This is a genomic window from Pseudomonas sp. E315 (assembly GCF_055406205.1).
The window spans coordinates 488189-499928 of record NZ_JBUZPJ010000001.1 but is presented as its reverse complement, the minus strand read 5'-3'; the positions used below and the strand labels follow the sequence as shown (position 1 = coordinate 499928).

The following is an 11740-nucleotide window of genomic DNA, read 5'->3' as shown; positions in this document are numbered from 1 at the left end:
TTGGGGGTTAACACCCTTTTGCGCACAACTGCTGTTCCTCTTCAGGCTTTAAGCTTGTGCACAACGCTTCGTATAGTGGCCTCACCGTGCACCTGTAACGCCACCTATAAGAAGAGGTCTCAATGAATAGCCTGAATGCGCAGCTGCAAAACGTCGACGTGATGGATGCCGAGTTGGATGCTGAGTACTTTGAGTACAGCAAAGCGGCAAATCCGATCAGTGCCGGGTTGATTTCCCGCATCCCCTATCAAAACTTCCCTGCCTCTCTGTATGACTCTGGCCCCAGCCGCGTAGTACCGCTGGACTTGAGCGAAGCATTGAACTGCGAGGGGCCAGCGACCGGGCCGGGATTATTGGCCAGCTTTATTCGGCTTAATGCAGGTGACAGCCTGAAACTTGCACCAACGGCCACCTCGCAAGTGTTGTACGTGATCGCAGGCCGAGGGCAACTGACCCAAGGTAGCACCGAATTCGAATGGGAAAAGGGCTGCTTTATCGCCCTCCCGGGAATGGAAGCGGCGCAATTGACGGCTAGCGAAGATGCCCGCTTCTACTATGTGCACGACCAACCCCTACTGCGTTACTTGGGCGTAGCCCCGACTCAACAGCAGTTCAGCGCCACGCTATACCCTGCCCATAAAGCTAACGCCAAGTTGCGCGAAGCCGCTGATGACCCACGGGCGCAAGACCGCAGCCGTATCAGCATTTTGCTGGGTAACCGTCACTTCCCGCAGACTCGTACCGTGACCCATGTGCTGTGGGCCATGTACGGCATTTTGCCAGCAGGCTCGGTACAAAAGCCCCATCGCCATCAATCCATTGCGCTGGACTTCATCATTGATTGCCCGCCCGGCTGCTACACGCTGGTCGGCAGTGACATTGACGAAAACGGCCAGATCCGCAATCCGACGCGAGTGGACTGGACGCCCGGTCTCGCCTTCGTAACCCCGCCGGGCTATTGGCATGCCCACTTCAATGAGTCGAACAGTGAGGCGTTTTTAATCCCGATTCAGGATGCCGGGCTGCAAACCTATCTGCGTGCGCTGGATATTCGTTTCAGTTAAACCCACGGCTAATGCTGCCAATAAGCCGGGCTGCCCACATGCTCGACCATAAAGTCGATAAAACAGCGCACTTTCGATGAGACTGTGCGCTTGGGCGGGTACACCAGCCACAGCGACGCAGGCACCTGCGTCGCTTGTACGTGCCAGTCTGGCAACCAGTGCACCAGCTCCTGACGTTTGATTTTTTGTGCGACGAGCCAATCCGGTAACAACGCCACGCCCAGCCCCTGCTCAACCGCCAACAGCTGCGCGTCCAGATCGTTAATGCGCAGCGGCCCGGCCACTGTGACGCGCTTTATGGCTTGATCGATGCCCTCTTGTGGCATGAAAAACACCTCATCTGGCAAATTGCCATTGAGTAATACAGTACCTAAAGCTTGGGGCGTTTCAGGCGCAGCATGCTGCTGTGCATACGCCGAGCTTACGCACACAAGCGTGTGCTCTGACGCTAATTTGCGAGCTTTAAGTGTTGAGTCAGGCAACACGCCGATACGCAATGCCAGATCCACCCCGGCACTGATCAGGTTCACATGCTGCTCATCCAACGTCAGTTCCAGACGAACTTCTGGATGGCGGCGAGCGAAATCACCGAGTAAAGGGAGGATGTGATGGCGGGCAAACGCCGGCGGCACATTGAGTTTGAGCACACCCCGCGGATGCTGATTGAGTGAGGACGTTGCCTGTTTTGCCTGGTCGAGCTCATCCAGAACGCGCAAGGCATGCTGCAAAAAGGTCTCGCCCCCCTCGGTCAGCCGCAATGTGCGTGTCGAGCGATTAAACAAGGCGATGCCCAAGTCCTGCTCAAGGTCTTTGATGTAGCGCGAGACCGTCGAGGCTTTAATAGACAGTTTTTCCGCTGCGCGGGAGAAGTTATTGGCTTGGGCCGCTTCGACAAAGGCGTTCAGGGCCGCGAAATAGTCCATGACGAGTCCACTCAATAAGCAATCGCCAAAGGCTATCAGAAAAACTCGTACTAACCGGCCCGCATCCCCGTTGGAGCTGGCGAAGGCGACAATCCTTTAAGACCAAAAGATCGCTACCTCAGGCAACGCCAACGTTGAAAGCAGTGGTCAAGGGTTAATGAAGATAGGGAGCAGATCAGCCGCTCTGCCCCCTACTGCCCACGGTTTTAGTCGCCGCCGATGACTTTTGGCAGCGCTACCGGCTGCAAATCAAAGCGGTCTGCAAGAAACGGCGTAACGTCCAATGGCAACGGCTCGTTGCGCACCAACGCATCAAGCATCACCCCGGTTATCGCAGACGTCAGGATGCCGGTGCGGAAATGACCGCACGCGTTCAAATACCCCTCAATGCCTGCCATTGGCCCCAAAATCGGCAACTCGTCAGGTGAACCTGGGCGCAACCCGGCCCAAGTGCGTTTGAGGTTCACGTCCTTGAGGGCTGGGATACAACGCATCGCGCCCTGCACCAAACCACTGATTTCAGGGAAGGTGGTGGTGACGTCAAACCCTTTGTCTTCAGTGGTGCTGCCAATCAGGATCTCGCCGTTGTCTTTCTGCGCCAAATAGCAATCGCTGGTGGTCAAGCAGCCGTTGAGCATCTTGGGCATGCGCTCAGTCAGCACAATCTGGCCTTTGACTGGTGCAACGGGAATGCTCATGTCAGTGGCCATCATGCTCAGCTCTGCCGCCCAGGCTCCTGCCGCGTTAATCAGTGTGTCGCAGTGGAAAACACCTTGGTTATCCGTGCGAACCCCGTGCACTTTGGCGCCTTGGCGCAGCACACCCGTGACATTGGTGTTAAAGAACAGATCAACACCATTTTGTCGCGCACCTTCGGTGTAGGCATCGGTCAGCCGAAATGGACTGACCTGGTGATCGCACAGAAATTCCAGCGCACCCAAGGCATCATGGCTGACGCCCGGCTCGGACTCGCGCAAGGCGGCCTGATCGAGCCAACGCACCTCATCGGCCAAGTGCGGGATATGGGCCACGATGTGCTCGGCATACAAACGGTCTTCGTCGTCATAAATGACGTACTTGAGCCCCGTGCGTTCGAACTTGAAGTCCATGCCGTGTTTTTCCATCAACTCTTGATGTAAACCCGGGTACAGCGCGTTGGATTGCAGAGCAAAGTCGAAGAAACATTCAGGCAGGATATGCGGCGTGCTGGAATCGACGATCACTGCCGAGCCTTGAGCTTCACGCTTGCGCTCGGCCGACATCATGCGGAAAAAGATCACCCCGCAGCCCAAGCCCACAGATTCGCCGATGGCCCATAGCCCGCCGGCCGAAGCACGGCTGGCATTGCCAGGACGCTTGCAGTCAATCAGGGCGATTTTCAGGTCTTTACGGCGAGACAAATGGTAGGCACACGAAGCACCGATCACACCACCACCCGCGATTACAACGTCATAGTTTTTGATCATGTCAGGCATCCTTGCTGGCATTGATAAACGCCGAAAATGGCACGGGTTCAAGTGGGAAGCGCGGGCGCAACCAACCGACATCTTGACGCCCGGTGGCTTCACGCAAGCGATCGCTGCAATAACCGACACACATCCGGCCCTGGCAATCGCCCATGCTGACGCGGGTGCGCATTTTCAGACTGGCCATGTCTTGCACGCCCTGACTCAAGGCAAGGTCAATATCGGCGCGAGTCACGTGCTCACAGCGACACACCACGGTGTCTGCCTGCGGCAAGTCGATTTGGCGTGTACCGCGTTGTGTGTAGCGGTCGATCCCGCCTCGAAAACGCACGATGCTGTTAAGTTTCGACAAATAAGCGCGACGCAGCTCAAGCGCTTGTTGCTCGGTGAGTACACCGCGTTGCATCAACACCGACAGGGCTGCAATACGGCCTGTCAGCATGGCCGCCTCACCCCCGCGCATGCCAGTCACATCGCCAGCCAAATGTACATTGGGCACATTGCTTTGCTGCCAGCTATTGGCTTTTACCGCCAGATAACCATCCACGTTGTAAGCGTGCTCCAGCCCCATCTGCTGGCTGAGTTGGGTGCGTGGAATAAACCCATAACCCACCGCCAACGTACGGGCCATGACCATCTGCGCTTTGCTCAGGTCGGCCTGCCAACTGCTGGAATACGGCGCGACGACAACTTCAGTCAGCTCGCCTTCGCCACTGGCCTGCACCACGCCCCAGCCATAGCGCACCGTAATGCCGTGACGCTTGAGGTAAACCAGCATGCTCAGGCCATCGAGAAACAACTGCGGCTGGTTAAGCAGTGCCAGGCTTTCTTTGGCGATACGCCCCAGTTCGCAGGCTTCATACACCCCGGCAACCTCAACACCTGCGGCATGTAGCTGGCAGGCCACCAGCATCAACAACGGCCCAGTGCCTGCAATCAGAACCGGGCCTTTAGGTTTAACCACGCCACTTTTGATCTGCAATTGCAGGCCACCGAGCATGATCACCCCAGGAATCGTCCACCCTGCAAACGGCACGCTGCGCTCATGGCAGCCCGCTGACAGTACCAACTGCGGAAATTCTATTTCTTGTAATTGCTCGCTATCGTTCAGCACTTGCAGGCGATTTTCGCCCTGCCCTCCGACCACTCGGTGGTTTAGCCGTACATCCACCCGGTCAGAAATGGCAGCAAACTCACCGTGAAGCTTGTGCAATGCTTCTTTATAACGATCACCCAAATAGTCCAGCTCGACGCCTTCGCGTAGCGGGCCGCGATATACAACGCCGCCCAAACGCGATGCTTCTTCAAGCAAGGTGCTTGGTACCCCATGCCGAGCCAGTTCAATGGCAGCAGACATTCCGGCCGGGCCGCCACCAACGATCACAGGATCAAGGCTCATAGGGCTTTCTCCTGTTCGATAACACGGTTCAACCCTGTTTCTACTTGCATGCCTGGGCGTACCACGGTTTGACAGGCGCGGCGCTTGTGTCGCCCATCAATGTTCACCAAGCAGCAATAGCAAACCCCCATGCCACAGTAGGCCCCGCTAACTTGCCCATGATCGTTAGGTGACAGTTGCCGTACGCCTACTGAGTTCAACACGCTGAGGACGGTCTCTCCTTGTGCGGCATTCACAACCTGGCCATTGAGCACAATGGTCATGTCAGGCTGTATCAAGGGTTGAATGTCGTACTTGCGATTCAAATCGTCCATGTTCTAGCTGTCCTTTTTATGAGCCGTCGCGTAACCAACCTCGGGGTAGCACACTGTTTCATACGGGCTTCAGATACGTTGGAGCACCCAAAGGCCTGGCATCTGTTTGCCAAGGCTTGAGACGTTAGTTGATTACAGGAAATAAACATTGATTCACGCCAATGAAAGACCGGTCTTGTAAGTTTTTGACGCAATGCCATTACACTGACCACCCTTTGCACATTGGCGCGCCCATGGACCTTGATCTGGCTCGAACCTTCCTCGAAATCGTTCGCTACGGCAGCCTTGCAGGGGCCGCCGAAAAGCTACATGTCACCCAAACAGCCATTACCGCCCGGGTTCAAAAACTAGAGAGTCTGCTGAATGTGACGCTGTTTATCCGTAATCGTGCCGGGGCCAGACTCACACCGGACGGCGAGGCGTTCGTGGTGTATGCAAACCAGCTCGTACAAACATGGGAGGCCGCTCGTAGGGACTTGCCGCGCCCCGAAGGTTTACATGAGGTGCTGCATATCGCGGGTGAAGTCAGCCTGTGCAACCCCCTGATTTTGAGCTGGGCCACTCGACTGCGACGCAAGATACCTTCTCACGCGTTACGCGTTCAAATCGAAGAGGGTGAGCAATTATTACGAAAAATTGAGATGGGCCTGTTAGACGCTGCGCTGGTCTATCAGCCCGCTTACTGGCCCGGTGTTCAGGTTGAACAGCTATTGGAAGAAAAACTGATTTTGATCCGTCGCCCCACGCAGCCTGACCCTTATGTGTATGTCGATTGGGGCGAAGATTTTCGCCGTCAACATGACGCCGCCCTGCCTGATAAGGCGCGCGCAGCGATCAGTTTTAATCTGGGCCCGGTCGCGCTGCACTACATTTTGGACAATGGTGGTAGCGGTTACTTCCGCACCCGCGTGGTTCAAAGTTATCTGGACAGTGGCGCTCTGGAACGCGTACCCAAAGCCCCTGAGTTCAGCTATCCGACGTTTTTGGTGTATTCGCGTGAGCGTGACAGCGCGGCCTTGCAACACGCTATTGAGCTTCTGCGCGAAATCGTCAAGCAAGACAGCGATTGGTCGCAGCGTTGGGGCCCGGAGGTTTAGCCCTCAATTGCGCGAAGTAAGTATTTTCAGACAAATAATTTTCACTGAAAGCTTTCAGCCTCAAGAGCAAAGGGTTAGCGTGCAGAAGTCCGAAAAACCACGATGTCTTTTCAATCGCAAAGGTGGCCAATGACTGATCTCCCTCTGCCCAACGAGAGTTGGTTGCTATCCCCTACCCACTTGCTGTGGCTACACGAGCAAGGGCAGTCTTTAGTCAGCTTTGCCAAGGCATCTCATGTGGCTGATGGCTTTGCCGGTCTTGATCGATTGGGCACACTTGCAGCCAATGCACAGGCCCAGACCATCCATACCGCGCGCATGGTGCACAGCTTTTCCCTCGCCCATCTGCAGGGCATTGCGGGTTGCGCATCGCTGATTGATCACGGGTTGGCGGCATTGGCCGGGCCTTTGCGCGATGCCCAATACGGGGGCTGGTTTGCCAGCACTCCGCCTCACGATACCCAAGGCCGCAAAGAGGCCTATTTGCATGCTTTTGTGGCCTTGGCGGCCAGTTCTGCTGTGGTTGCCGGGCGCGTCGGGGCGGCCGAGTTACTGGCAGAGGCGGTGGGCGCAATTGAAGAGCATTTTTGGTCTGAAGACGAAGGCGCTTTGCTGGAATCTTTTGCTCAGGATTGGTCTGACTGCGAGGCGTATCGCGGGGCAAACAGCAATATGCACGGGGTTGAAGTGTTTTTGGCCTTGGCCGATGTGCTTGACGAAGACCTGTGGCTCGACCGCGCTTTGCGCATCGCCGAGCGGGTTATCCATCAGCATGCTGCTCAGTCTGGTTACTTGCCCATTGAACACTTTGATACGCATTGGCAGCCGTTGCCCGATTACAACCGCAGCAACCCCGCTGACGGATTTCGCCCATACGGTAAAACACCGGGGCATGCCTTTGAATGGGCTCGACTGCTGCTGCACCTTGAGGCTGCTCGCAAACAACGCGGTATGCCAACCCCGAACTGGTTGTTGGACGATGCCAGGCAACTGTTCAACAGTGCCTGCCAGAGTGGCTGGAATGTGGATGGCAATATCGGCATCGTCTACACCTTAGACTGGCAGCACCAGCCTGTGGTGCGCGAACGCTTGCATTGGACAGCCGCAGAAGCTTGCGCGGCAGCAGCGGCGTTACTGCAACGCACTGAAGACTATGCCTATGAGCAGTGGTATCAGACATTTTGGGACTACATAGACACCTGTCTGATTGACCCTATAAATGGCAGCTGGCACCACGAATTGGGGCCCGACAATCAGCCATCTGAACGTATTTGGCCTGGTAAGCCGGATCTTTACCATGCCTACCAAGCCACCTTGCTACCGCGTTTGCCGTTGGCCATCAGTTTGGCCAGTGCACTCAGGCTGCGACGTTAAACCTGTCGCCGCAGGCCATCACCAGTCGTACTTAACCTCCAGCGCCGCCGTGCGCTGTTGGCCGTAGTAGCAGCCAAAACTGTAGTTACACGACGACACGTACTCACGATCAAACAGGTTTTGTACGTTAAGGCTGGTCGCCACGCCTTTTAAACGAGGTTCTAGAGCGGCTAGGTCATAGCTGAGGGTGGCGTCGTAAACCACAAAGGACGGGGTTTTAAAGGTGTTGGCCGAGTCCCCGTAATTCTTGCCGGTATACCGCGCACCGCCGCCAAGGGTCACACCCTGCAAAGCTTGCCCAGTGAAGTGGTAATCGGCCCACACACTGGCGGCCCACGGTGATTGAGCCTCGCTGCGGTTGCCTTCGTTGCCGTAGTTGGACTTGCTGTAAAACACGTCCAGATACGACATCGACGCGATCAGATCGATAGTGCTGAAACTGCTTTTGCCTTCCAGTTCGATCCCCCGAGAACGTACCTCGCCTTCCTGAATCTGATACTCCAAATACTGCAAGTCGCCAGTCAGCACGTTTTTTTGCTTGATCTGAAAAGCCGATGCCGTGAGCAAGGTAGTGTCGTTAGGCTGGTACTTGACCCCCACTTCGTATTGCTGGCCCAACTCCGGGACAAATGCTTTGCCCCCACGCTTGGGCGCGGAGGTACCCACAGAGGGCAAAAACGACTCGGTATAGCTGATGTAGGGCGCCAGGCCAAAAGAGGTAACGTACGTGAGCCCGACACGGCCAGTGAACTTTTGGTCCCTTTGAGTGACCCGCGAATCGGCGAGCAGGTCATTGTTTTGCACTTCGGACCAATCCTGACGCCCACCGATGGTCAAAATGAAGTTGTCCAACTTGATCTGATCTTGCACATACAAACCGATTTGCTTGAGGCGGTTATCCCATTTGGTGGTCAAGGTGGGTACGCCCTTGGTGCTGTAATTGCTGGGGTTGTAGAGGTCAATGACTTCACTGCCTGACAAGTTGTAACCCTGATACTTGCGGGTGAAGGCGCGGTAATCGACGCCCACCAATAAAGTGTGTTGTATTGGCCCGGTGCTGAAGTCGCTCTGCAAGTGGTTATCGAAGGTGTACGAACTGTTTTGCTGACGCCAGTCAAGCTTAGTGCGCGTGGCGTGAGTGTCGTCAATGCCCGTAGGCGTCGACACAAAGCGGTTGAGGTAAAAACCTTTGTAGCGGTCATTTACGTCGATGTAATTCAGGCTTTGGCGAAAGGTCATGACCTCGTTGAACGCGTGGGAAAACTGGTAGCCGAGCACGTATTGTTCGCGCTTGTAGTCGTTCCACCGGGAGTCACCCAAGGACGCATCTCGGTCAATCTTGTTGCCCTGCGAGTTGCGATACAGGCTGCCCACTGCTGGCAAGGCCTGATAGTCAGCCAAGGCATCGTCACGCTGTAACTGAGCGGACAGCGTCAATTCGGTATTGTCATCCGGCGTCCAACTGAAACTGGGCGCCAGTAACTGGCGCGAATCTTCAGTGTGATCCACCTGCTCGCTACCGGTATTACCCACCCCTACCAGCCGGTAGCTAAGGGTTTTGGCGTCATCGAGCGGGCCAGTGAAGTCGAACGCCATGTTGTAACGATCAAAGCTGCCGGTGCCCACTTTTACCTGTTGCTTGGCCACTGTACTTGGGCGTTTTGACACCAAGTTGATCATGCCCCCCGGTTGGTTTTGCCCGTACAGCACCGATGACGGGCCTTTGAGCACTTCGATGCGCTCCAAGGTGTAGGGGTCAATTTGCGGAGTCCCGCCCAAGCTGCCTGCCGACGGCAAATAAGCGCCATCGAGGTAGAGCAAGGTCGGCGCGAACCCTCGGCTGGTGATTTCATCTGCGATGGTGTTGCGGTCGGTGTAGCCGTTGGTGCTCAAACCCGGCGTATAACGCAGTGCCTGAGTTAAATCGCGCGCGCCTTGCACCTCGACTTGATCAGCCGTCACCACGTTGATGGTCTGCGGAATTTCCAGAATCGGCGTGTCGGTTTTGGTTGCCGTCGCCGTGCGCGTCGCAACATAGCCATCGACCGCGCCACGGCCATCTTCCGCGAGCTGCGCAGACACCGTCGTCGCGCCCAGATTCAAGGTGCCTGCCTCGGCTAACGGGTAAACGCTCAACGCGCCGCTTCCGGTCACACTCAACCCCAGCCCACTCCCCACTAACGCACGCTCGGCTGCTTGTTGCGGGGTGTAGGTGCCCTTCACGGGCGCCGACGTTTTGCCCTGCAACAAGGCGGGCGATACAGACAGGGTTAATTGGCTGTCCCGCGCAATTCGGCTCAGGGTCTGCCCTAACGGCGCTGAGGGTAAATCGAAACTACGTGCGGCACTTTGTTGACTGGGCAAGGGCTCGGCCAACGCATTTAGCGGATGGCCGGCGATGCTCAGAGCAATGGTCAATGCCAACAGACAAGGTCTTAGCGGGGCGTACGACATGGGGCGTCCTTTCTCGTTGCAAGGTGGGCAGTTGTAACCTTGACCAACGAGGCGCGTTATCCCCTCACACTATTTGTAAATAATTCGCATTCGGTGAATATTTTTAACGGCGCACATCAATGACCGTCAATAAAGGGCCATAACGGGTGACTTTAATGGGCAACGTTTGCGCCAAAGCACTGAGCGTTTGCGGCGTGTCATCCAGCGCAAAAACCCCATACACCCGAACCTTTGCCGCCTCACGGCTAATGCGCAATAGGCCCGTCTGGTAAGGCCGCAACGCATCCACCAATGCCGACAACGGTTCATCGTGCAATTCAACTCGCCCGTCAATCCAATCAGCCTGGCTGCGTGCAGTCAGGGTTTGCGGGTCGATCTGGCTGGCAGTAAATGAAGCCGCGTGGCCGTTTTCTATTCGCAATTGCTGCCCGCCAAAGGTGTCGAGTTGCACGCTGTGTTGCTGCACGCTGGTCACACTTTCGTCAGCGCCCTGACGCACCATAAAACGCGTGCCCAATGCCCGTACTTGACCTTGTGCAGTGCTGACCACAAACGGACGTTTGGCATCGGCGACAACATCCACCTGCAACGCGCCTTCACGCAGATGAACCCGACGCTGCCCGGCGCTGAACTCAATATCCACTGCGCTACGGGCGTTGAGCGTCAGGCGACTGCCATCGGCCAGTTCAATGGTTTTTCGCTCACCGGTCGCGGTGTGCTGATCGGCCATTAACCCCATTAATGGCGTGGCCCTGTTGGCGAGACCCGCGGCCCCCAATCCCAGCAGCACGACCAATAGGCCACTTTTTATAACGCCTTTTCCCGTCACAGGCGGGCTGGCCAACAGCACCTCACGGGCCGCACGCAATTGCCCGGGGCTTCGACGCTCTACCGACTTCAAGTCAGCAACGGGCGTCTTTAATACACCCGCTACCCGTTGCCAAGCGGCCAAGTGCTCTGGGTTTTCGGCCAGCCAGGCTTTGAACACCTGACGCTGCGAAGGGCACGCATGGCCGGACTCAAGCCTTAACATCCAGTCAATGGCCATACGAGTAATGGGGTCAACACGGGCTCTGCTCATAAGGACTCCGCCGTTTGAGACAAGCAATGAATAAAGGCACGGCGCAAGTCACGCTCAACGGTGGCCAGCGACACGCCCAATTGAGTGGCGATGGTTTGTTGGGCCATGCCTTCCAGACGGTTCAGCAAAAAGGCACGACGCACCCGCCGCGGCAATCCTTCAAGCAATTGGTCAATGGCTTCGATGGCTTCGCGCACCAAGGCGATGTCTTCAGCTGAAGGTGCATAGCCCTGAGGCAGGTCAGCCAGTTGCTCCAGATACGATTGTTCAAGCTTGCGCCGCCGCCAAAGCGAACACAGTAAACGCCGAGCGACAGTGCTCAGATAAGCGCGGGGTTGCTGAATGTGGGCCAACTGCTGTGCATCAAATGCACGCAAGAACGTGTCTTGGGTCAGATCGGCCGCATCCTGAGGGCAGCGCACCTGCCGATACAGCCAGCCGCGCAACCACACATGATTGTCGTGGTAAAGACTCGCCAGCAGGGCTTTGGGATCCAGAGGAGTGGACACGATAGATAACCAGACTCAAATAGTAATAAGTCGCATTATCTGTTTATCGCCTGAAATTG

At 56.2% G+C, this 11740-nt stretch carries 10 protein-coding genes; 3 read left to right on the top strand and 7 right to left on the bottom strand.

Features of this window, described 5'->3' with window-relative positions; translation table 11 throughout:
* Positions 1–122: 122 nt before the first annotated feature.
* The gene (locus ACZRJQ_RS02410; protein ID WP_463976805.1) at positions 123–1064 is read left to right on the top strand and encodes a cupin; all 942 of its coding nucleotides are present in this window, start codon (positions 123–125) and stop codon (positions 1062–1064) included.
* An 8-nt stretch (positions 1065–1072) separates the two neighbouring features.
* On the opposite strand, the gene ACZRJQ_RS02405 is transcribed toward ACZRJQ_RS02410, so the two are convergent.
* The 4 genes from ACZRJQ_RS02405 to hcnA all read right to left on the bottom strand — a co-directional run bounded on the left by ACZRJQ_RS02405 (position 1073) and on the right by hcnA (position 5166).
* On the bottom strand, positions 1073–1987 hold the full coding sequence (locus ACZRJQ_RS02405) for a LysR family transcriptional regulator (RefSeq protein WP_463976804.1): 915 nt from the start codon (positions 1985–1987) through the stop codon (positions 1073–1075).
* Between the two features lie 206 nt (positions 1988–2193).
* Positions 2194–3453, bottom strand: a complete 1260-nt coding sequence (gene hcnC, locus ACZRJQ_RS02400) for a cyanide-forming glycine dehydrogenase subunit HcnC (RefSeq protein ID WP_463976803.1) — start codon at positions 3451–3453, stop codon at positions 2194–2196.
* 1 nt (position 3454) lies between these two features.
* Positions 3455–4852, bottom strand: coding sequence for a cyanide-forming glycine dehydrogenase subunit HcnB (hcnB, locus tag ACZRJQ_RS02395; protein WP_463976802.1), 1398 nt, complete (start codon positions 4850–4852; stop codon positions 3455–3457).
* Entirely contained in the window at positions 4849–5166 is a 318-nt protein-coding gene (hcnA, locus tag ACZRJQ_RS02390) for a cyanide-forming glycine dehydrogenase subunit HcnA (protein ID WP_463976801.1), read from the bottom strand. The genes hcnB and hcnA overlap by 4 nt, the downstream gene beginning before the upstream one ends.
* A gap of 233 nt (positions 5167–5399) precedes the next feature.
* Between hcnA and ACZRJQ_RS02385 the strand changes: the two genes are divergently transcribed.
* Positions 5400–6263, top strand: a complete 864-nt coding sequence (locus ACZRJQ_RS02385; protein ID WP_463976800.1) for a LysR family transcriptional regulator — start codon at positions 5400–5402, stop codon at positions 6261–6263.
* Between the two features lie 129 nt (positions 6264–6392).
* A complete protein-coding gene (locus ACZRJQ_RS02380) occupies positions 6393–7637 on the top strand; it encodes a D-mannose isomerase (protein ID WP_463976799.1) in 1245 nt (414 codons plus the stop codon).
* An 18-nt stretch (positions 7638–7655) separates the two neighbouring features.
* On the opposite strand, the gene ACZRJQ_RS02375 is transcribed toward ACZRJQ_RS02380, so the two are convergent.
* From ACZRJQ_RS02375 to ACZRJQ_RS02365, 3 genes are all read right to left on the bottom strand, one after another.
* Positions 7656–10091 carry a TonB-dependent siderophore receptor gene (locus ACZRJQ_RS02375; protein WP_463976798.1) on the bottom strand — a complete coding sequence of 812 codons (2436 nt, stop codon included), beginning with the start codon at positions 10089–10091 and terminating at the stop codon, positions 7656–7658.
* 103 nt (positions 10092–10194) lie between these two features.
* Complete coding sequence (locus tag ACZRJQ_RS02370; RefSeq protein WP_463976797.1) at positions 10195–11172, bottom strand: FecR family protein; 978 nt, start codon at positions 11170–11172, stop codon at positions 10195–10197.
* Positions 11169–11681 carry a sigma-70 family RNA polymerase sigma factor gene (locus tag ACZRJQ_RS02365; RefSeq protein ID WP_463976796.1) on the bottom strand — a complete coding sequence of 171 codons (513 nt, stop codon included), beginning with the start codon at positions 11679–11681 and terminating at the stop codon, positions 11169–11171. Before ACZRJQ_RS02365 ends, ACZRJQ_RS02370 begins: the two co-directional genes overlap by 4 nt.
* Positions 11682–11740: the final 59 nt, after the last annotated feature.

Coding starts and splice junctions, on each gene's coding strand:
- ACZRJQ_RS02410 (WP_463976805.1), top strand. CDS start 123: ATGAATAGCCTGAATGCGCAGCTGCAAAACGTCGACGTGATGGATGCC.
- ACZRJQ_RS02405 (WP_463976804.1), bottom strand. CDS start 1,987: ATGGACTATTTCGCGGCCCTGAACGCCTTTGTCGAAGCGGCCCAAGCC.
- hcnC (WP_463976803.1), bottom strand. CDS start 3,453: ATGATCAAAAACTATGACGTTGTAATCGCGGGTGGTGGTGTGATCGGT.
- hcnB (WP_463976802.1), bottom strand. CDS start 4,852: ATGAGCCTTGATCCTGTGATCGTTGGTGGCGGCCCGGCCGGAATGTCT.
- hcnA (WP_463976801.1), bottom strand. CDS start 5,166: ATGGACGATTTGAATCGCAAGTACGACATTCAACCCTTGATACAGCCT.
- ACZRJQ_RS02385 (WP_463976800.1), top strand. CDS start 5,400: ATGGACCTTGATCTGGCTCGAACCTTCCTCGAAATCGTTCGCTACGGC.
- ACZRJQ_RS02380 (WP_463976799.1), top strand. CDS start 6,393: ATGACTGATCTCCCTCTGCCCAACGAGAGTTGGTTGCTATCCCCTACC.
- ACZRJQ_RS02375 (WP_463976798.1), bottom strand. CDS start 10,091: ATGTCGTACGCCCCGCTAAGACCTTGTCTGTTGGCATTGACCATTGCT.
- ACZRJQ_RS02370 (WP_463976797.1), bottom strand. CDS start 11,172: ATGAGCAGAGCCCGTGTTGACCCCATTACTCGTATGGCCATTGACTGG.